Genomic DNA, 18,588 nt, shown 5'->3' with positions numbered 1-18,588 from the left:
TCAGATGTTGCGGAAGCGGTTGATGGCGTCGATGTGCCGGGCGCGCTTCTCCTCGTCGCGCACGCCCAGACCCTCGGTGGGCGCGAGGGCGAGGACGCCGACCTTGCCCTGGTGGAGGTTGCGGTGCACGTCGTAGGCGGCCTGCCCGGTCTCCTCGAGGGGGTACACCTTGGAGAGCGTCGGGTGGATCTTGCCCTTGGCGATGAGGCGGTTGGCCTCCCACGCCTCGCGGTAGTTGGCGAAGTGGGAGCCGATGATGCGCTTCAGGGACATCCACAGGTAGCGGTTGTCGTACTCGTGCATGTAGCCCGAGGTGGAGGCGCAGGTGGTGATGGTGCCGCCCTTGCGGGTGACGTAGACCGAGGCGCCGAAGGTCTCGCGGCCGGGGTGCTCGAAGACGATGTCGATGTCCTCGCCGCCGGTGAACTCGCGGATGCGCTTGCCGAAGCGCTTCCACTCCTTGGGGTCCTGGGTGCGCTCGTCCTTCCAGAACTTGTAGCCCTCGGCGCTGCGGTCGATGATCGCCTCGGCGCCCATGGACCGGCAGATGTCGGCCTTCTGCTCGCTGGAGACGACACAGATCGGGTTGGCGCCGCCCGCGAGCGCGAACTGCGTGGCGTACGAGCCGAGTCCACCGCTCGCGCCCCAGATCAGGACGTTGTCGCCCTGCTTCATCCCGGCGCCGTTGCGGGAGACGAGCTGCCGGTAGGCGGTGGAGTTGACGAGCCCGGGAGCGGCCGCCTCCTCCCAGCTCAGGTGGTCCGGCTTCGGCATGAGCTGGTTGGACTTGACGAGGGCGATCTCGGCGAGGCCGCCGAAGTTGGTCTCGAAGCCCCAGATGCGCTGCTCCGGGTCGAGCATCGTGTCGTTGTGCCCGTCGCTGGACTCCAGCTCGACGGAGAGGCAGTGCGCGACGACCTCGTCGCCGGGGTGCCAGGCGTTGACGCCGGGGCCGGTGCGCAGGACGACGCCCGCGAGGTCGGAGCCGATGACGTGGTACGGCAGGTCGTGACGCTTCGTCAGCTCGCTGAGCTTTCCGTACCTTTCGAGGAACCCGAAGGTCGAGAGCGGCTCGAAGATGCTGGTCCACACCGAGTTGTAGTTCACCGAGCTGGCCATGACGGCCACCAGGGCCTCGCCGGGGCCGAGTTCGGGAACCGGGACGTCGTCGAGGTGCAGGGACTTGCGGGGGTCCTTGTCGCGGGTGGTGAGCCCGGCGAACATCTCCGTCTCGTCCTTGTGGACGGTGACCGCGCGGTACGACTCCGGCAGGGGGAGAGCGGCGAAGTCGGCGGACGTGACCGCGGCGGAGCCGCTCGATGTCCGAGTCTGCGACTGGATTGCGTCCAGGATTTCGTTCACGGGGTGCCTCCGGCGAGCGCTGAGAGGGCGCTGAGGGTTTCGTCGGGATGCGTCATTGCTGCTGCTGAATTGCTGCTGAGGGGGTGCTGCTGTGAGAGCTGTGCCGTCGGTTCGGCGGGGGTGGAGCTTCGGCAGCGCTGTGTGTGCGCGGGAGGTTGCCTGTGACGCAGGCGTCCGGGCGCGCTCGCCCCGTCGGTGCGGGGTTTGCGGGGACAGCCGGCGTACGGAAGATCTCTGTACGCCGGCCGCCCGGACGACTTCAACGTATGGCACGGCGTGCCAGCGTGCAAGACACTGGGTGCCAAAACTTTTTGAGCGATGATCGATCAGTGCAGGTCAGAGGCGTGCGAGGGCCCGCCCGCGGCGGCGGCGTAGATCGATTGAGTACGCGTACCCACCCCTGCCCGGGTATCCGCCCCCATCCGCCGGGCCCCTCCACCGGCATACCGTCCCCGCATGTCCCAAGAGACTCCCGCACCCGTCACCCCCGTCACCCCCGTCACCCCCGTCACCCCCGTCGCCCCGGCCGAGCCCAAGGCGTCCTCCTGCCTCGTCGGGGCCCTCGGGTGCGGTGGCGTGGCGGTGGTGCTCGTGTTCGTGGCGATCGCCCTCCTCGTGTGGAAGGCAGAGGAGGCGACGGACTACCCCAGGGTCGCGCCCGAGGACATGGCCGGGCGGGCCTTCGAGCGGTCTCAGGAGGCGTACGACCTCATGGGGTTCCAGCGCACCGTACGGCCGGGCGTCGAGCGCATCGGCGTGAGCACGGAGAACACCTTCAGCTCCGGCTACTGCTACGACGGGGGGCTGCTGGGGCTGGCCGACAAGACCGTTGACGGTGCCTACGCGATGAGCCATCGCTGGGCCGTGAACCACGTCCCCGCCGGTCAGGCCGTTCCCGGGCTGCGGAAGCTGCGGCGGCACCTGGAGGAGGACGGCTGGGAGGTCAGCTCCTACCGCGAGGGCGGCAAGGGCAAGGGGGATTCGTGGGATCTCTTCGTCCAGCGGGACGGTGGGGATCAGCGGATGTCCTTCACCTGGTACCAGGACCGGGAGTACTTCACCGGCGGTGCGTCCGTGCCCTGCGCCTATGACCCGGAGTGGCAGAGCGGTGACGTCGGCCTGCCCGGGGACGACCTCGCCCCGTCGGCCCTCCGTCCCTCCCGTGCATCATGAGTGCATGACTGATCTTGTCGATTCGGATGCTCTGCTGGCGCTGGCCGACGGCTATCACGCCCGTGCCGTGCGGTCGTTGGGGAGTCGCTCGGTTGCCGGGCATCTCTTGAAGGTCTGTGTGATCGAGGCTCCTGGGCGGAGTGTCGATGACGAGGGTGTGGAGAGCGCGCTGCGGGTCGCCGCCCGGCATCTCGCTTCGGCCCCGCAGCGCGGGTCCCTCGGGCTGTCCGTCGTGCTCGTCCACGCCGGGGGCGACGGTGACTACGTCCTCGTGCACACCTGGATCGAGGGCTATATGTCCGACCTCGCCGTCTTCACCGGTCCGGCCGGTGACCCCGCCCAACTCCGGCCGGGCCGGGCGGGCTTGGCCCCCTGCGTGTGGGAGGCGGCGGTCCTGGCGCATGAGCGGGACGCCTTCACCCGGCATGTGCTCGACGGGCACGGCACCGTGGATGAGCGGCTGGCGGCCTGGGGCGAGGACGTGCTGGAGGGGGAGGTCCGGTGACGGGCGCGGCGGGGGCGATGGGTGCGACGGGGGCGATGGGTGCGACGGGCGTTGCCGGCGCGCGTGGTGCCCGGGTGCGGCGTGCCCGTGCCGGTGACCTTCGCGACGTCGCCCTGCTCGCGAGTGAGCATGCCGCCTACGAGAACGCCTCACCCCCGCCGGCGGACCTCGCCGAGCGTCTGGAGGCGCTGCTGTTCGGGGTCCGGGAGCCCCGACTGCGGTGTTTCGTCGCCGAGTTGAGCGACGAGTCAGGTGGTGGGGAGATCGTCGGGTACGCCACGTGCGCGCCCGAGATCTCCACGTGGGACGGTGCGGAGTATCTGCACATGGACTGCCTGTTCCTGCGCGAGGGCTGCCGGGGGCTCAAGGTCGGGGAGCGGCTCGTGCAGGCCGTCGTGGACGAGGCGCGGGAGCTCGGGCTCGCACAGGTCCAGTGGCAGACGCCGCCCTGGAACACGGGCGCCATCCGGTTCTACGACCGCCTCGGCGCCCGGGCGAAGGGGAAGCTGCGCTACCAGCTGGCCGTGAGCTGAGCAGTCCACCAGGAGGGGGCGGGACGAGGACGGGAAGGCGCTACGAACGCTCGCGCAGCGCCTTCTCGATCGTCCCCATGATCTCCTCCAGCGGCGCGTCCGTCCGCGCCACCGTGACCAGGACCTCGCCCTGCGCCGACGCCGTCGCCGCGGGCGTGGCGGCCGACGCCGAGTCGCGGCCCGCGCCGATCCCCGTGCCGAAGGTGCGCCGCACGATCGCGAACGCGTGGTCCAGGTGCGTCTCCACGTCCCCCTGGCCCCCGGCCCGCAGCCACCGCCGCAGCACGTGGTTGTGGGCCGTCACGACGGCCGACGCGGCGACCTCGGCGAGCAGCGGGTCGTCGTTGCCGTCGTGGTGGGCCTGCTCGTCGAAGTGGCCCAGGAGATAGCGGGTGAAGAGGCGCTCGTAGCGGGCCACCGAGGCGATCTCGCGCTCGCGCAGGGTGGGCACCTCGCGGGTGAGGCGGTAGCGCTCGACGGAGACGCCGGGCGATGCCGCGTACATCTTCATGACTTCCTTGATGCCGCGGCAGACCGTGTCGAGCGGGTGCTCGTGGGCCGGGGCGGCGTTCAGGACCGCCTCCGCGCGGATCAGGGTGTCGTCGTGGTCCGGGAAGATCGCCTCTTCCTTGGAGCGGAAGTGGCGGAAGAAGGTGCGGCGGGCCACCCCGGCCGCCGCCGCGATCTCGTCGACCGTCGTCGCCTCGTAGCCCTTGGTGGCGAACAGCTCCATCGCCGCGGCCGCCAGCTCCCGGCGCATCTTGAGCCGTTGGGCCGCGGCGCGGCTCCCGGCCGAGCTCTCCGGAGCGGGGTCGGGCGGGGCGGTACGTGAGGACTTGGCGGCCTTGGGCATGCCCTGAACGTACTGCATATGCGTGGCGTGGTGCGGAGCCGGGACGGGGCCGCCCGGCGGATCGAGCAGCCCGCCCCAGTCCGTACGTTCCCTACGCAGGGCCCCGCGCGCGGGCGCGGGGCCGTCCGCCCGGCCGTCGTACCCGGCCCTGCCCGGCTCAGCGACGGGCATATTCGCGGAAGCCGCGGCCGGACTTGCGGCCGAGGCAGCCCGCGGCCACCAGGTGTTCCAGGAGCGGGGCCGGGGCCAGGCCCGGGTCGCGGAACTCGCGGTGCAGGACGCGCTCGATGGCCAGCGAGACGTCCAGGCCGACGACGTCCAGGAGCTCGAAGGGGCCCATGGGGTAGCCGCCGCCGAGCTTCATCGCGGCGTCGATGTCGTCGAGCGAGGCGTAGTGCTCCTGGACCATCTTGATCGCGTTGTTCAGGTACGGGAACAGCAGCGCGTTCACGATGAAGCCCGCGCGGTCGCCGCAGTCCACCGGGTGCTTGCGGATCCTGGTGCACAGGTCGCGGACGGTCGCGTGCACGTCGTCCGTGGTGAGGACCGTGCGGACCACCTCGACGAGCTTCATCGCCGGGGCGGGGTTGAAGAAGTGCATGCCGATCACGTCGCGCGGGCGCGAGGTGGCGCGGGCGCAGGCCACCACTGGCAGGGAGGAGGTGGTCGTGGCGAGGATCGCGCCGGGCTTGCAGACCTTGTCGAGCGCCGCGAACAGCTGCTGCTTGACCTCCAGGTCCTCGGCGACCGCCTCCACGGCGAGATCGACGTCCGCGAAGGAGTCGTAGCTGCCCGCCGGGGTGATCCGGGCCAGGGTCTCCGCGGCCGCTTCCGCGGTCAGCCGGCCCTTGTCGACGGAGCGCGAAAGGGACGTGCCGATACGGGACTTGGCCTTCTCCGCCTTCTCCTCGCTGCGGGCCGCCAGCACCACGTCGTACCCGGCCTTCGCGAAGACCTCCGCGATGCCGGACGCCATCGTGCCCGAGCCCGCGACGCCCACGGAGCGCACGGGGCGCCCCTCGGCGGTCGCGCCGCCCTCCAGCGGGGTCAGGGCGTCGCGCACCACCACCGCGCTGCCCGGCTCCTCGTACGTGTAGAAGCCGCGCCCGGACTTGCGGCCGGTCAGGCCCGCCTCGCTGAGCTGCTTGAGGATCGGGGCGGGGGCGTGGAGGCGGTCGTGCGACTCCGAGTACATCGCGTCCAGGACGGTGCGGGCGGTGTCGACGCCGATCAGGTCGAGCAGGGCGAGCGGGCCCATCGGCAGGCCGCAGCCCAGCTTCATCGCGGCGTCGATGTCCTCGCGGCTCGCGTACTTCGCCTCGTACATCGTGGCGGCCTGGTTGAGGTAGCCGAAGAGCAGGCCGTCGGCGACGAAGCCGGGGCGGTCGCCCACGGCCACGGGCTCCTTGCCGAGGGCGAGCGCGAGGTCGGTGACGGCGGCGACGGCGGTCGGGGCGGTCAGGACGGAGGAGACCACCTCGACGAGCTTCATGGCGGGCGCCGGGTTGAAGAAGTGCAGGCCCAACACCCGCTCGGGGCGCGCCGATTCGGCGGCGAGGCGGGTCACGGACAGGGCGTTGGTCCCGGTCGCGACGATCGTGTCGGGGCGGACCACGGAGTCCAGCTCGCGGAAGATCTGCTGCTTGATCTCGTACGACTCGGGGACGACCTCGATCACCAGGTCGGCATCGGCGGCGGCCTGCAGGTCGGTGAACGTGCGGAAGCGGGCGAGGACGTCGCCGCGCTCGCTCTCGGTGAGGCGCTCGCGGCGCACGGCCCGCGCGGTCGAGGACTCCAGGGCGGTCACGGCCTGGGCGGCCGCCCGCTCGCTGATGTCGATGCCGATGACCTCACGCCCGGCGCGGGCCAGCACCTCGGCGATGCCGGTGCCCATCGTGCCGAGACCGACGACGGCGACGGTGGTCAAGGGCAGGGGAGTGGGAGCGTCCATGGGTGGACTCCAGGAGGTGAGTGACGACTGAGGGGTGCACGCGGGGACGCCGAAAGGGCGCACGGCGTGCGGGAGTTGGTGCCTGTCGCGACCGGGCGGCGCGCTGCGGTGCAGGGCGTGCGCACGCCTGGTGAAGGGAGCCGACGGGCCCTGTCCCGGGGCCGACGTCGTGATGAAGTACCTGAGGTGCTCTGGGTGCCTGAGGTACCGAACCGACTGGGCACTCACAGCGGCTGCGTCACCAGGCCACTGCGAGGTCGTGCTGTGTGCCACGGGGAGTGTGCCCCGCTCACATGAGATTAACCGGCGAGTAACGAGCGCGCCAGCCCTCATCGTTCGCCGATCTCTGTGACCTACGTCGCGCGGGCCCGGCAAGTTGCCTAGGCTCCCGACATGGATGCGGAGTTGCGGACGGTGACGGAACGTTTACGGCGGGAGGCGGGAGCGGCGGGCTCGGGGGCGTATGCGCGGCTCACGGCGATCGCGGACCTCGATGAGCTCGCCGGGGTGCTGACCGCCGACGGACAGCCCCTGTGGGCGCGGGAGTTGGCGGCGGTGCGGCTCGGCGTCGCGGGGGACCGGCGGGCCTTCGAGTCCCTCGTTCTGCTCCTCAACCACCGGGACCCGCCCCGGTGCGCGGCCGCCGCCTACGCCCTGGGGCGGCTGCGCGACCCGCGCACCGCCCGCGCGGCGGCGGCCCTCGCGACGAACGAGCTGCGCGTCGCCTACGCCCTCCACCCCGTCCGCCTGCTCACGGAGCTGCGCGCCCCCGAGTCGGCGCCCGCCCTGATCGCCACGCTGCGGCGGCGCCTGAACCCCCACGACCCGTACGGGAAGGTCGCGTTGGCGTGCGTGGAGGGGCTCGGTGCGCTGGGGGACGCGCGGGCGCGGCCCGTGCTGACCGAGGCATGCGGATTTCCGCGGCTCGCGGCGGCGGCTTCGGCGGCGTTGGCGCGGATTCCCGGGAAGCGGTGACGGATTCCCGGGAGGCGGTGACGGATTCCCGGGAGGTGCTCACGAGGAAGGGGCCGCCGGGGGCTTCGCCCGGCGGGAGACGGGCGAATCTCGGTCCCACGCGCTGTCGCGGGGAGATCGCTGCTGTGCGCGCCGCGACATGGAAGGGGACTTGGGCCGACGGCCCTCGGCCGGGTCGGTGCGGTTGTCCGGCCGGGTGCGACGTGGGTCAGGGAAAGCCGCTCGACGGGGGAGCCGGTCTGCCCGCCGTCGTGACAACCGCATACAGGGAACGATAGAAGCCGGACCGGGCCCGCTGCCATCCCTCAACGGGGCCGATCCATCCCTCAGATGGGCTGCCCGCGACCTGCTGCCCGTTACCCACTGCCCACTCCCGCTGCTCGCTGCTCGCTGTGCGCGGCCCCTCACGGCCTCCGGCCCGGCAGGATGCCGCGGCGCGTGGCCGTGACCACCGCCTCCAGCTGGCTGTGCGCGCCCAGCTTCGCGAGCACGCTCTTCACATGGCCGCGCACCGTGTGCCGGCTCAGGACCAGGCGCTCGGCGATCGTCTTCAGGTCCTGGCCCCGCGCGAGCAGCACCAGGACCTCGTGCTCGCGGGCGGTGAGCCCGCCCCCGGGAGCCCCGTCCGCGCGCCGCAGCGCCGACTCCTCGACCAGGAGCTTTCCCTGGGCGGTGCTGCGGATCGCGGCGAGGACGTCGCGGAACGCGCTGTGCTTGGCGAGGAACCCGGAGGCGCCCGCCGCCACGGCGCGCATCAGCTGGTCCGGGCGCGGATCGGCGGTGAGGAAGACGACGCGCGTGCCGGGGTGCGCGGCCTTGAGCAGCCGGGAGCCCTCGATGCCGTCGGTGCCCGGCAGATGGATGTCCATGAGCGTCACCGTGGGCGGTCGACGGGCCGCCTCCCGCAGCGCCTCGTCGACCGTCCCCACGGCCGCCACGCACTCCAGGTCGGACTCGATTCCGATCGCGATGGCCAGCGCCTCGGCCAGGGCTCGTTCGTCCTCCACCACGAGCACGCGGATCATTTCCGGAACGTCCCTTCCGCTGGGGAGGGGAGCCCTCTCCAGCGTATGGGCCCATGGCCGCACCGTCAGGCCCGACCGGCTTCGGGCGGCCTTCCCGCACCGGAAATACGCTCCCCGTATCTGGTGCGAGTCGGCGGGTGCGCAGGAGAGTTGCTACGTGCGACCGGGGAAGGGGCGACGGCTCGGCACGGCAAGGAACGGGGCACCGACGGTGACCACATATTCGTTCGTGCTGTACGCCGCAGGAACCACGGAGCGGTCCACGACCGCGTTGGCGAACTTACGGCTGCTGTGCTGTACGCACATCCCCAACCGCTTCGAGATCAAGGTTGTCGACGTCCTGGGGAAGCCGGAACTCGCCGACGAGGCACGGGTCTTCGCGACACCGACGGTGGTGCGCGTGGCTCCGCCGCCGCGCCGCAGGGTGATCGGGGACCTCGCGGACACCGACCGCGCCGCAGCCGCGCTCGGGCTGCTCGGTGTGTGGAACGGGGTGGACCAGGAGAGCGGGGCGGACATGACCGGCGAAGACACGGCGAGGGGCTCATGAGCGGCGGCGGGCACCACGCGCGGCGAGCGGCCGGTGCGGCCCGCCTCGCCACCGGCATCAGCGGCTTCGACCAGCTCGCGCTCGGCGGCCTGCCGGACGGCCGCGCGACGCTCGTGGCCGGGACGACGGGCAGCGGAAAGACCCTGTTCGCCCTGGAGTTCCTGGCCCGTGGGGTGCTCGCCCACGACGAGCCCGGCGTCTTCGTCACCTTCGAGGAGACCCCCGAGGACATTCGCCGCAACGCGCTCTCGCTGGGCTTCACCGTGGCCGACTGGGAGGCCGACGGCCGCTGGGTGTTCGTGGACGCCACGCCCGACCTCAACGAGGAGAGTCCCGTGATCGGGGCGTACGACTTCACGGCGGTGCTCGCGAGGATCCGGCGTGCCGTGGAGGCACCGGCGCCCGCAGGGTCTCCCTGGACTCCCTCGACTCCGTCTTCCTGCGCTTTCCCGACACGGCGGTCGTCCGGCACGAGCTGCTGCGCATCGCCGCCGCCCTCGAAGCCCTCGGCGTCACCGCGGTGTTCACCTCGGAGCGCACCGACGGCAACAGCCTGAGCCCCGTACGGCACAGCGTCGAGGAGTTCGCCCTCAACAACGTGATCATGCTGCGCAACACACTGACCGAGGGGCGGAGGCGGCGCACGGTCGAGATCGTCAAGTTCCGCGGGGCCCGGCACCGTACGGGCGAGTGGCAGTTCACCATCGACCCGGGTGCGGGCATCGTCGTCATGCCGATCGCGTATCTGCGCCCGCGCAGCAGGCCCACCTGGGAACGGGTGACGCTGGGCAACAGTGGGCTCGACGCCATGTGCCGAGGAGGCGTCTACCGCGACGCGATCGTCATGCTCACCGGCCCCACCGGCACGGGCAAGACCCTCACCAGTCTGTTCTTCACGGCCGCCGCCCACGAGCGGGGCGAGCGCGCGCTGTTCTACTCCTTCGACGAGACGCCTGAGCAGCTGCACCGCAGCGCCCAGGGCTGGGGCCTCGACCTGAAGAAACTCATCGGGGCCGGGACGCTGCGACTGACCTCCGAGTACCCGGAGAGCGCCTCCATCGAGGACCACTTCATCCAACTCAAGCGCAACATCGACGAGTTCAGGCCGCACCGGGTCGCGATCGACAGCCTGTCCGCCCTGCAGCGCGTCGCGGGGCCGCGCGCCCTGCTCGACTTCGTGATCTCGCTGGGCGCCGTCCTGCAGTCGAACGAGATCACCACCTTGATCACCTCGGCGCCCACGTCGTCCGGACCCTCGGACGGCGCGGCGATCACGGTGGAGCTCGCCAGCCTCACCGACGTCAACCTGCTGCTGCGGTACGTGGAGCACGTCGGCGTCGTGCGCCGGGCCCTGGCCGTCCTCAAGACCCGGGGCACCGATCACGACCACCATGTGCGCGAGGTGTTCATCAGTGAGAGGGGCATGCACGTCGGGGAGCCGATGCGCAGTGTCGCGCACATCTTCGTGGGGAGCGGCGTGGTGACGGGGCCCGGGACGGCGGAGCGGGGCGAGCACGTCATGACGGACGCGGACCCGTCGGGCCCGGACGCCATGGAGGGGAGCGGCGACCCGCGCGATGGCTGAGCCGGAACCGGAGGAGCTCTACCGGGCCGTGCTGCACGCCTCGGCGGACGGGATCGTCGCGGTCGACGGCGCCGGGGTGGTGCGGGCCTGCAACCCGGCCGCCGCCGCCCTCCTGGAGCGCCCCCTGGCCGAGGTGATCGGCTCCGAGTTCGGCTTCCCGCTGGTGGCGGGCGAGTCCACCGAGGTCGTGCTCGTGCTGCCGGCCGGCGGGACCAGGGCGGTGGAGATGCGCGTGACGGCCGCCCGGCTCGACGGCGAGCGGCTGTACGTGGCCGCGCTGCGCGACGCCACGCGCAGGCGCGAGGCCGAACAGGCCCTGGAGCACGCGCTGGAGGAGCGGACCGTGGTGGTCGCGGTGGCCGCGCACCAGCTGCACAACCCGCTCGCGGCACTCGGCACCCTTGTGCACGTCCTGCAGGAGGAGCCGCCCGGCCTCACCGCCGACCGCAGGGCGGAGATCGTCGAGCGTATCGCCGAGCGCACGACCCATCTCCAGTCACTGGTGCGGAAGTTGCTGACCGCGGCCCGCATCGACGGCAAGGAGTGGGTGGGTGGGCGGGGGCAGCTCGGTGGGCACGGCCAGCTGGTCGGTGGGGGCCGGCTGGTCGGTGAGGGGGAGCCCGGCGGTCGGGGACAGCTCGGCTGTCGGGGAGAGCCCGGTGGGCAGGGCCGGCCGGTTGGTCGGGGCCGGCCGGTCGGTGAGGGGCGGCTCGGTGGGCAGGGGCAACCTGGTGGTCAGGGGCAGCCCGTCGGTCACGGGCAGCCCGGTGGGCAGGGCCAGCCCGGTGGGCAGGGGGAGCCGGTCGGTCGGGGACAGCCCGTCGGTCAGGGGCAGCACGGGGGTCGGGGCCGGCCCGGCACCGTCGAGGCCGACGTCGAGCCGGTGGGGCTGCTCGGGCTTCTCCTGGAGCGGCTCGCGGAGGCCGACACCCGCGGCATGGATCTGCGCATCGGTGTCCCGCCGGACCTGACGGCCCTGGTCGACCGCCTCGCCTTCGCGGAGGTCATCGGCAACTACCTGGAGAACGCAGCCACTTACGGCCACGGACCCGTCACCATCACGGCGCGCGACACCGGACAGCGCATCGAGGTGCGCGTGGCCGACCAGGGGCCCGGCGTCCCCGAATCCTTCGTGCCGCACCTCTTCGAGCGCTACCGCCGGGGCCCGCAGGCCGAGGCCCCGGGCACCGGCCTCGGGCTGTGGATCGCCCGCAGCCTGGCGCGCTCGGGCGGCGGCGACGCCTGGTACGAGCCGGGGCGGCCGGTGGGCGCGGTGTTCTGCGTGAGCGTGCGACGGGCCGGGCACGCCGATGTGCCGGCGGGTCCGGAGCCGGGCCCGCCGGGATGAGCGAACGCACCGGTCAGCCGAGCGGGGCGAACGCGCCAGTCGGCCGAGCGGGGTGAACGCGTCCGTCGGCCGGCCGAGGGCCCTCAGGGCCGCTCGGCCACGACCGCGTACGCCTCGATCTCCATCAGGAACTCAGGCCGCACCAGCCCCGCGACCTGCACCGCGGAGGCGGCCGGGAGACGGTCGGGGTCCAGGGCCTCGTCCCGCGCGGTGCGTATCGCGGGCATGTGGGCCATGTCCGTGACGAAGTACGTCAGCTTCACGACGTCCGCGAACGTGGCGCCCGCCGCCGCCAGGCAGCGGCGCAGATTCCCGAAGACCTGGCGCGCCTGCGCCGTCGCGTCGCCCGCGCCGACGAGCTCGCCCCGCTCGTCCAGCGGGAGTTGACCCGACACCGCGACGAAGCGGCCCGTGCCCATCACCACGTGCGTGTACTGGGTGGCGGGCGCGACGCCGCCGGGGGCGCTGAGGTGGGTCAGGTGACTCATGCGCCCATGCTGGACCATGGGTCTGACAGCGCCCCCGGCGGGCCGGGGTGCACGGGGAGTGTCACCAGCGGCGGTTCGCGAGCACCGGCACGGTCTCCCGCGCCCGGGTCACCTCCCCGAGGTCGAGATCAATGGTGGTGAAGTCGGGGCCGTCGCCGAGCTCCGCCCGGATCTCCCCGAGCGGGGACACCGCCAGGCTGCCGCCGACGCCCGTGGGCGCCGCACCGGCCTGGGGCGCGGCGGGTTCGGCCTGGCCGACGGCGACGACGAACGCCGTGGAGTCCAGCGCGCGGGCCCGGGCGAGGAGGGTCCACTGCTCGCGCTTGCCGGGCCCCGCGCCCCAGGAGGCGGGCACGACCGTCAACTGAGCGCCCTGGGAGGCGAGTTCGGTGAACAGGCCGGGGAAGCGGATGTCGTAGCAGGTCGCCACCCCGATCCGGACCCCGTCGAGGTCCACGGTCAGCGGCCGGTCGCCGGGGGCGACCGTCTCGGACTCGCGGTGCCCGAAGGCGTCGTAGAGGTGGATCTTGTCGTAGGAGGTGAGCCGCCCGTCCGGGCCCGCCACGAGCACCGTGTTGCGCACCCGCTCGCCGTCCGCGGGCGTGAACATCCCGACGACGACGGCCAGTCGGCGGTCCCTCGCCAGGTCGCGCACCCGCGACGCCCACGGCCCGTCCAGCGGCTCGGCGACCGGACGCAGCGGCACGCCGAAGCGGCACATCGTGGCCTCCGGCAGCACCAGCAGCCGCGCCCCGGCCGCCGCGGCCCGGTCGACCTCCTTCTCCACCAGGACCAGGTTGGCCTCCGGGTCCGCGGTGGCGGCGAGCTGGCCGAGCGCGACGCGCAGCACCGGCCCGCTCGCCGGCTCGGGCACCGTCGCGGTCACGGCAGCGTCCGCAGTACGGCGGTCAGCCGCTCGAGTCCCGCCACCAGGTGCTCGTGCCGGGCCTGCGAGTAGGCCAGGCGCAGGTGATCGGCGTACCGGCCCTGCTGGAGCGGGTCGTAGAAGGTGCCGACCGAGTAGACGACTCCGGCCTCCTCGGCCCGCTCGGAGAGGAGCCGGGCGGCCGTCGCGCCGCCCTTGACCCGCGCCCAGACGAAGAAGCCGCCCGCCGGGTCGTCGAACTCCAGCTGGTCGCCGGCCTCGCGCAGGGCGCGCACGGTGAGGTCGGCCCGCTCGCGGTAGAGGTCCCGGCTGCGGCCGAGGAGTTCGTCGAACCAGCCGTCGCGGGAGAGCAGGGTGCGGGCGATGGCCTGGGAGAGGGTCGAGCTCTGGAAGTCCAGGCGGCGGCGCAGGTTGATGACGTGCGGCGCGAGCCACTCGGGCGCCACCAGCCAGCCGAGGCGCAGTCCGGGGCCGAGCGTCTTGGCGAAGGTGTGGGCGACGACGACGCGGTCGCTGTCGAGCGGGAAGTCGGGCTCGGCCCGGCCGTCCGGCGAGAACGCCCGGTAGGGGTTGTCGGAGAGGACGAAGAAGCCGTAGCGCTCGGCGAGTTCGACGAGGCGCAGCCGCCGCGCGTGCGGCAGCAGGCCGCCGCCCGGGTTGTGGAAGTCCGGCACGGTGTAGACGGCCTTGGGCCGGAGGCCGCCGCGCAGCCGCTCCTCCAGGACGTCGACGTCGAGGCCGTGCGGGCCCACCGGCACCGGGTGGATGTCGGCGCCGGTCTGCTCGACGATGCGGATGGTGTCGGGGAAGACCGGGTCGTCGACCACGACCACGTCGCCCGGTTCGGCCACGGACTGCAGGGCGAGGGACGTGCCGTGCAGCCCGCCGTTGGTGATGAGGATCCGCGCGGGGTCCACGCCCTCGCGGTCGGCGATGAGCCGGCGCAGGGCGGGGTCGCCCGCGTTGGGGCCGTAGGCGAGGGCCGGGCCGCCGGTGTCGGGCCCGGCGAGCAGCTCCTGGGTGACCTCGCGGATCTCGGCGAGGGGGAGCGCCTCGACGGCGGGGGCGCCGCCGACCAGGTTGACGAAGTCGGGTCCCGGCTTGCGGGCGGGCACGGCGTACGGCGAGGAGACGGAGAGGGCCGCGACGCGGCGGGAGACCAGGTCGGCGGGGGACGAGGCGGGAGAGGCGGCGGAGGAAGGGGCGTGCGTGGTGAGGGCCGTGGTCATGCGGAGGTCCTTGTCGTGGTGGGTGTTTCGGGGTGTCGGGCGGGGGCGCCGGCGCGGCCGATGTGGCGCAGCGGCAGCCCGTCGGGGGTGAGGCCGAAGCCGGGGCCGGGGAGCGGGGCGGCCCGGTGGCGGACGCGGTCGACGGCGTACGCGGGCGTGGTGAGGTCCGGGGCGAACCACTCGTCCTGGCGGCCGGACTCGACGGCGACCAGGTCGGCCGCCCAGGCCGCGAGGAGCCGTCCGGACGCCCACAGCGGGCCCACCTCGGCTACCTGCACGCCGAGTTGGCAGCGCAGGCCGAGCGCGCGGGCCCGTGCGAGCATCCGCAGGGCGCCCAGCGGGCCGCCGCACTTGGAGACGCGCACGTTGACGTACGTGGCCGCGGCGTGCGCGTGGGCGGAGTCGAGGTCGGCAGGGGTGACCGCCGACTCGTCCAGCATCACCGGACAGCCGGTGTCGCGCTGGATGCGGTGCAGCGTGGCCCAGTCGCGGGGGCGGGTGGGCTCCTCCAGCCAGGAGACGTGGTCGGCCAGCAGGGCGGCGGCGCGCAGGGCGGTCGCCGGATCCTGCCAGGCGCCGTTCGCGTCGACCGACACGGTGCCTGCCGCCGGATCGATGAACTCCCGCACCTGCCGCACCAGTTGCTGTGTCGCGCGCGGGTCGGGCAGGGCCTTCACCTTGATGTGGGTGAGGTGGGCGAGCGCCTCGGGGGAGAGGGCGCCGAGCAGTCGCTCCGGGCCCCGGCTGGAGTCCAGGACCAGCGCGGACGCCCGTATGCGCGGGGCGGAGGCCAGGACACCCGGGGCGGCCGCGAGCGCCAGGGCGTCCGCCGCGTCCCGGTCGTGGGTGCGGCACCAGGCGTCGAGCAGGGCCGTCTCCAGGGCGGCCGCCGCGGCGGGGGCCGGGCGCCCCGGGCCGCCCAGGGTGCCGGGCAGGTCGAGCGCGGCGAGGGCCCGTACGCCGTCCTCGAAGGAACCGGTGAACACGCCCTCCCAGTCCGGGGGTTCGGTGTTCAGGAGGGCCTGTGCCGCCGACGTCAGGTCCTCTCCGGTGACGTAGGTGCGGGGCGCGCCCTCGCCCCAGCCGGTCGCGCCCGCGAGCGAGCAGCGGACCAGCACCGACTCGGAGGTGCGGCGCGCGTGGGCGGCGTGGGCGAAGGGGCGGGCCATGGGGACGCGGGCGGTGTAGACGTCGAGGGCGGGCCGCACGGTCACGCGGCGCCCCCGATCGCCGTGGCGGCCAGCCAGTCCCAGTACGTGTGCCGGTCGGCGGAGAACTCGACGTAGTGCGCCGAGCCGGGCAGCTCGACGGGCGTGGCGTGCCGGGTGAGACCGGACAGCACCGTCCAGGAGGTGTCGAGGTCGATGATCGCGTCGTGGCCGGGGCGGACGAAGTGCACCGGTCCCGTGACGCGCTCGTCCCAGGTGCCGCCGCGCATGTACACGTCCTCAAGGCGCACCATCACCGAGCGTGTGGACGCGGTGATTTGACGTACCATCAGGGAATCGTTGGCCATGAAGTCCAGGTATTCCGTGACGTCCGTGTAGTCGGCGTCGGTCAGGGACAGCGGTGTCGTGGCAAGGCCGCCGCCGGTGCGCAGGGCCGCCAGCGCGCCGGAGTCCTGCCGGGCCCGCTGCTGGCCCAACGCCGGGGCGCAGAACACCAGTCGGGCGTCGGCGGGCACCAGGTCCCGGGTCACCAGGGCGGCCAGCACGCTGCCGCCGAAGCTCTGGCCGACGACGGTCAGCGGGATGCCGGGGGCATCGGCACGGACGTCCGCGAGGACCCGGGCGTAGTCGTCGAGGACCTGTTCGGCGGAGGGCAGATGGCCGCGCGGGCCGGTGCTGGCCCCGCTGCCCCGGCGGTCGGCCGCGTGCACGGCGACCCCGCGGGCGGCCAGCTCGGGACCCGTCTCGAACAGCCAGCCGGAGTGGCTCTGGATGCCGTGGACGTACACCACGGCGGCGCGGGCGGGGCCGTCGGGCAGCCAGGTGTGCAGGGACAGGACGGTGCCGTCGGCGGCGGTGAGTTCGGAGGTCACGGGGGTGGGGAGGGGAGCCGTGGTCATCGGGCGGCACCGGTCCCCTCGGCGGGGCCGGTGAGGTCGGCGCGGTCGGCAGAGCCGGCGGGGCCGGTGAGGATGGCCGGTTCGGTGCTCGCGCGCAGCAGGCCGCGCTCCCGCAGGGCGTCAAGGAGGCCGGTGTCGCGCTGCAGCCAGTGGTGCTTGATCTGGTTGGAGGACGTGCCGCGGGCGCGCCTGCGCTCCTCGGCCCGGGCGAAGGCGCCCCAGTCGGTGGCGGTGATCTCGATCCGGCCGAGGCGCCGGGAGGCCCGCTTCTCGCCGTACTCGATGTTGATGCGGCGCAGCGCGGCATCGGCGGCGTGCGCGAACGCCTCCAGCTCGGCGGCGTCGAGCCCGGCCGCGCCCTCGATGACGACGTGGTAGCGCGGCGGGGCGCCCCACACCGGAACACAGGTGAACAGGGGCCTGCCGCCGAGGCGTTCGGGCAGCGACTCGACGACGGCCTGGTGGACCTGCGTCTCGGTGAGCTTCTCGCCGGTGAAGGAGGCGCGGAAGCCGGCCCGGCCGGTGAACTCCAGGCGCGGGGTGGCGCCGTAGTGGCCGACGACCCGGTAGACGTCCCCGACGTCGTACCGCAGCAGCCCGTTGGCCTGGCTCATGACGAGGCGGTACTCCCGGCCGCTCTCCAGCTCGTCGAAGAGCAGCGTCTCGGCGTCCGGGGCGAGCGACTCGGTGCCGTCGGTGTCCTCGACGGGGACGAACTCGTACACGCCCTGGTCGACGGCGAGCGGACCGGCGGAGGGGTGGCCGTCGACGGGCAGGGTCACGATGCCCTCGGTGCCGGTCGTGCTGAACGGCAGCCGCGGCACTCCGGGAAGGACCTCCTCCAGCCAGTCCCCGTACAGCGCGGCGGACGCGGAGTTCCAGGCCACGGCGAGGGAGAGGCCCGGCCACAGGTCGGTGAGGCCCGCGGCTCCGCCCTGCGCCTCCAGGATGGCGTCCAGCCGGTCGGCGGTCTCCCGGTCCGGTCCGAGCGCCGGATGCGGGCGGCCGTTCAGGGTCCCGTCGCGCACGTCCGCGACCAGGCGCTCGCCGTGTGCGGCCAGGGTCTGCGCCAGGCTGATGATCTTCGACGGGTTGAGGGCGACCACGGCGCGTACGTCGGCGCCCGCGAGCAGTCTCACCTTCCGGTACAGGGCGGCGTCCCAGCGCTCCCCGGGGTCGCCGATGAGCCACGGCTCGTCGTACCACGGCGGCAGCCAGTCGCGGGAGCTGACCGCGGCGGGGCGGCCGGAGATGCTGTACGCGGGCGGGCCGCCGTCCGGCCCCGGGCGGCTCGCGGTGCGCTCCCAGGACAGGTCCAGGACCTGCGGCAGATGCGCGGCGGAGGCGGGGCGCCCCGCGCGGGCGTCGGCGGCGGCGAGCGTCTCGAAGTACAGGCCCCACTGCGCGTACAGGGCGGGCCCGCGGTAGCGGTCGCGCCAGTGCCGGGTGGTCGGGACGTGCTTGGGGGTGCCGCTGGAACCCGACGTCTTCAAGTAGGCATACGGATGGCTGCGGGTGAGGACGGCCGGGTGGCCCTCGCGGGCGCGGGCGACGTACGGCTCGATGTCCTCGTACTGCTGGATGGGCACCGCCCGCCGCCAGGCGTCGAGCGTGCGGACGCGGGACAGCCCGTGCGCCCGCCCGAACTCGGTCGGCGCGCACTGGTCGAGAATGTCATCAAATACCGATCGAGCGGCGCCGATCGGATTCTCGAAAAGTTTCCTTTGTATGTGCAGGGAATGCTGCGTTCGTATGCCGAAAGCGTGGCAGGAGCAGGGGGTGGGAACGGCCTCGCGAGGCGACGGTAGAACATTGGTCAGATGCACTGCGGGTGCGGCAATGGCTGCCATGTCTGTCCTTGGGTGGGAGTCGCGGGTGCAGATGCAGAAATTATGTTGCTGCAGGTCAACCGCCAGGCGGCGCGCGAAAGACGCGGCGGCGCACGGTAGTGCGCTGGAGTGTGGCGGGATCAGCGGGAAAAGCGACAGGATGAACGAGGGCAGCTGCGGAAGAAATCCGCTGACGCTGCCCCCGGTCCGTCAGTTCCCTGTCGCATG

18 protein-coding genes are annotated in these 18,588 nt (G+C 73.1%); 8 read left to right on the top strand and 10 right to left on the bottom strand.

Annotated features, from left to right (window positions below; genetic code table 11):
• The gene (gene ccrA, locus ACFWYM_RS00355) at positions 1-1,362 is read right to left on the bottom strand and encodes a crotonyl-CoA carboxylase/reductase (RefSeq protein ID WP_384828273.1); all 1,362 of its coding nucleotides are present in this window, start codon (positions 1,360-1,362) and stop codon (positions 1-3) included.
• Positions 1,363-1,818: 456 nt separating this feature from the next.
• On the opposite strand from ccrA, the gene ACFWYM_RS00350 reads away from it, so the two are divergent.
• The 3 genes from ACFWYM_RS00350 (at position 1,819) to ACFWYM_RS00340 (ending at position 3,573) form a co-directional block, all read left to right on the top strand.
• On the top strand, positions 1,819-2,535 hold the full coding sequence (locus ACFWYM_RS00350; RefSeq protein WP_384828271.1) for a hypothetical protein: 717 nt from the start codon (positions 1,819-1,821) through the stop codon (positions 2,533-2,535).
• Positions 2,536-2,539: 4 nt separating this feature from the next.
• On the top strand, positions 2,540-3,040 hold the full coding sequence (locus ACFWYM_RS00345; protein WP_384828270.1) for a hypothetical protein: 501 nt from the start codon (positions 2,540-2,542) through the stop codon (positions 3,038-3,040).
• Positions 3,041-3,114: 74 nt separating this feature from the next.
• Positions 3,115-3,573, top strand: a complete 459-nt coding sequence (locus ACFWYM_RS00340) for a GNAT family N-acetyltransferase (RefSeq protein WP_384828268.1) — start codon at positions 3,115-3,117, stop codon at positions 3,571-3,573.
• A 40-nt stretch (positions 3,574-3,613) separates the two neighbouring features.
• Here ACFWYM_RS00340 and ACFWYM_RS00335 read toward each other — a convergent pair whose 3' ends face one another.
• Together ACFWYM_RS00335 and ACFWYM_RS00330 are read right to left on the bottom strand one after the other, a co-directional pair.
• Positions 3,614-4,444, bottom strand: a complete 831-nt coding sequence (locus ACFWYM_RS00335; RefSeq protein WP_384828816.1) for a TetR family transcriptional regulator — start codon at positions 4,442-4,444, stop codon at positions 3,614-3,616.
• A 139-nt stretch (positions 4,445-4,583) separates the two neighbouring features.
• Complete coding sequence (locus ACFWYM_RS00330) at positions 4,584-6,377, bottom strand: 3-hydroxyacyl-CoA dehydrogenase family protein (protein ID WP_384828266.1); 1,794 nt, start codon at positions 6,375-6,377, stop codon at positions 4,584-4,586.
• Between the two features lie 393 nt (positions 6,378-6,770).
• Between ACFWYM_RS00330 and ACFWYM_RS00325 the strand changes: the two genes are divergently transcribed.
• Complete coding sequence (locus ACFWYM_RS00325; protein WP_384828264.1) at positions 6,771-7,352, top strand: adenylosuccinate lyase; 582 nt, start codon at positions 6,771-6,773, stop codon at positions 7,350-7,352.
• A gap of 404 nt (positions 7,353-7,756) precedes the next feature.
• On the opposite strand, the gene ACFWYM_RS00320 is transcribed toward ACFWYM_RS00325, so the two are convergent.
• A complete protein-coding gene (locus tag ACFWYM_RS00320; protein WP_384828262.1) occupies positions 7,757-8,377 on the bottom strand; it encodes a response regulator in 621 nt (206 codons plus the stop codon).
• Positions 8,378-8,588: 211 nt separating this feature from the next.
• Here ACFWYM_RS00320 and ACFWYM_RS00315 point away from each other — a divergent pair, with 211 nt between their 5' ends.
• Genes ACFWYM_RS00315 through ACFWYM_RS00300 form a run of 4 tightly spaced genes read left to right on the top strand, consistent with a single transcriptional unit; the run spans position 8,589 to position 11,860 of the window.
• A complete protein-coding gene (locus ACFWYM_RS00315) occupies positions 8,589-8,927 on the top strand; it encodes a circadian clock KaiB family protein (RefSeq protein WP_384828260.1) in 339 nt (112 codons plus the stop codon).
• Positions 8,924-9,484 (top strand): ATPase domain-containing protein, encoded by a 561-nt coding sequence (locus ACFWYM_RS00310; RefSeq protein WP_384828258.1) that lies wholly within the window; start codon positions 8,924-8,926, stop codon positions 9,482-9,484. The genes ACFWYM_RS00315 and ACFWYM_RS00310 overlap by 4 nt, the downstream gene beginning before the upstream one ends.
• The gene (locus ACFWYM_RS00305; protein ID WP_384828814.1) at positions 9,367-10,512 is read left to right on the top strand and encodes an ATPase domain-containing protein; all 1,146 of its coding nucleotides are present in this window, start codon (positions 9,367-9,369) and stop codon (positions 10,510-10,512) included. Before ACFWYM_RS00310 ends, ACFWYM_RS00305 begins: the two co-directional genes overlap by 118 nt.
• Positions 10,505-11,860 carry an ATP-binding protein gene (locus ACFWYM_RS00300; RefSeq protein ID WP_384828256.1) on the top strand — a complete coding sequence of 452 codons (1,356 nt, stop codon included), beginning with the start codon at positions 10,505-10,507 and terminating at the stop codon, positions 11,858-11,860. Before ACFWYM_RS00305 ends, ACFWYM_RS00300 begins: the two co-directional genes overlap by 8 nt.
• A gap of 83 nt (positions 11,861-11,943) precedes the next feature.
• On the opposite strand, the gene ACFWYM_RS00295 is transcribed toward ACFWYM_RS00300, so the two are convergent.
• From ACFWYM_RS00295 to ACFWYM_RS00270, 6 genes are all read right to left on the bottom strand, one after another.
• Positions 11,944-12,348 carry a RidA family protein gene (locus ACFWYM_RS00295; RefSeq protein WP_384828254.1) on the bottom strand — a complete coding sequence of 135 codons (405 nt, stop codon included), beginning with the start codon at positions 12,346-12,348 and terminating at the stop codon, positions 11,944-11,946.
• Between the two features lie 61 nt (positions 12,349-12,409).
• On the bottom strand, positions 12,410-13,195 hold the full coding sequence (locus ACFWYM_RS00290; protein WP_384828811.1) for a carbon-nitrogen hydrolase family protein: 786 nt from the start codon (positions 13,193-13,195) through the stop codon (positions 12,410-12,412).
• Positions 13,196-13,230: 35 nt separating this feature from the next.
• A complete protein-coding gene (locus ACFWYM_RS00285; protein WP_384828252.1) occupies positions 13,231-14,463 on the bottom strand; it encodes a PLP-dependent aminotransferase family protein in 1,233 nt (410 codons plus the stop codon).
• Positions 14,460-15,677: an enolase C-terminal domain-like protein gene (locus tag ACFWYM_RS00280; RefSeq protein WP_384828250.1), complete on the bottom strand. Its 1,218-nt coding sequence runs from the start codon at positions 15,675-15,677 to the stop codon at positions 14,460-14,462. The genes ACFWYM_RS00285 and ACFWYM_RS00280 overlap by 4 nt, the downstream gene beginning before the upstream one ends.
• Positions 15,674-16,531, bottom strand: coding sequence for an alpha/beta hydrolase (locus ACFWYM_RS00275; RefSeq protein WP_384828247.1), 858 nt, complete (start codon positions 16,529-16,531; stop codon positions 15,674-15,676). The genes ACFWYM_RS00280 and ACFWYM_RS00275 overlap by 4 nt, the downstream gene beginning before the upstream one ends.
• Positions 16,528-18,381, bottom strand: coding sequence for a GH3 auxin-responsive promoter family protein (locus ACFWYM_RS00270; protein WP_384828246.1), 1,854 nt, complete (start codon positions 18,379-18,381; stop codon positions 16,528-16,530). Before ACFWYM_RS00270 ends, ACFWYM_RS00275 begins: the two co-directional genes overlap by 4 nt.
• Positions 18,382-18,588 lie beyond the last annotated feature (207 nt).

This window comes from Streptomyces sp. NPDC059009, from assembly GCF_042740175.1.
Lineage (GTDB): Bacteria > Actinomycetota > Actinomycetes > Streptomycetales > Streptomycetaceae > Streptomyces.
The sequence above is the reverse complement of the archived record's forward strand: the minus strand, read 5'-3'. Positions and strand labels throughout refer to the sequence as shown.

Bases quoted from the DNA above. Each gene is read 5' to 3' on its own strand.
- ACFWYM_RS00350 (WP_384828271.1), top strand. From the start codon at position 1,819: ATGTCCCAAGAGACTCCCGCACCCGTCACCCCCGTCACCCCCGTCACC.
- ACFWYM_RS00345 (WP_384828270.1), top strand. From the start codon at position 2,540: ATGACTGATCTTGTCGATTCGGATGCTCTGCTGGCGCTGGCCGACGGC.
- ACFWYM_RS00335 (WP_384828816.1), bottom strand. From the start codon at position 4,444: ATGCAGTACGTTCAGGGCATGCCCAAGGCCGCCAAGTCCTCACGTACC.
- ACFWYM_RS00330 (WP_384828266.1), bottom strand. From the start codon at position 6,377: ATGGACGCTCCCACTCCCCTGCCCTTGACCACCGTCGCCGTCGTCGGT.
- ACFWYM_RS00325 (WP_384828264.1), top strand. From the start codon at position 6,771: ATGGATGCGGAGTTGCGGACGGTGACGGAACGTTTACGGCGGGAGGCG.
- ACFWYM_RS00320 (WP_384828262.1), bottom strand. From the start codon at position 8,377: ATGATCCGCGTGCTCGTGGTGGAGGACGAACGAGCCCTGGCCGAGGCG.
- ACFWYM_RS00310 (WP_384828258.1), top strand. From the start codon at position 8,924: ATGAGCGGCGGCGGGCACCACGCGCGGCGAGCGGCCGGTGCGGCCCGC.
- ACFWYM_RS00300 (WP_384828256.1), top strand. From the start codon at position 10,505: ATGGCTGAGCCGGAACCGGAGGAGCTCTACCGGGCCGTGCTGCACGCC.
- ACFWYM_RS00295 (WP_384828254.1), bottom strand. From the start codon at position 12,348: ATGAGTCACCTGACCCACCTCAGCGCCCCCGGCGGCGTCGCGCCCGCC.
- ACFWYM_RS00285 (WP_384828252.1), bottom strand. From the start codon at position 14,463: ATGACCACGGCCCTCACCACGCACGCCCCTTCCTCCGCCGCCTCTCCC.
- ACFWYM_RS00275 (WP_384828247.1), bottom strand. From the start codon at position 16,531: ATGACCACGGCTCCCCTCCCCACCCCCGTGACCTCCGAACTCACCGCC.
- ACFWYM_RS00270 (WP_384828246.1), bottom strand. From the start codon at position 18,381: ATGGCAGCCATTGCCGCACCCGCAGTGCATCTGACCAATGTTCTACCG.